The 312-nt window shown below is 66.0% G+C and carries 1 pseudogene; it reads right to left on the bottom strand.

Features of this window, described 5'->3' with window-relative positions:
• Window positions 1-312: pseudogene (locus QZX79_RS11270) on the bottom strand (oxidoreductase); the annotation flags it as partial.

The raw sequence follows: 312 nt of genomic DNA, 5'->3' as shown, positions 1-312 counted from the left end.
AAAATTTGCGTTCCGGCTGGGCGGCGCGCATCCGGTCATCAACCAAAGCCTTCACGACGAACACCAGGGCGGCCGAGCGCTGCTCTACGGCAGCGTCACGGTTGCCCGCCTGCAGCCGGCGGAAGCCGTCTGCCACGGCCAGCGTCCACGCCTCGGCTGCGGACTTCACCGCGGCGTAGGAGGCTCCATCTATGGTCGGGGAGGCGGCGGATTCCGCCGACACGATGACCAGACGTCCTGCGGGGGAAGCGGCCAGATCATCAAAGAAGGTGCGGGTGGTATTGCGCAGCGTGGTCAGGACACTGGTATGGA

It is taken from the genome of uncultured Arthrobacter sp., assembly GCF_902805515.1.
Lineage (GTDB): Bacteria > Actinomycetota > Actinomycetes > Actinomycetales > Micrococcaceae > Arthrobacter_D.
The sequence above is the reverse complement of the archived record's forward strand: the minus strand, read 5'-3'. Positions and strand labels throughout refer to the sequence as shown.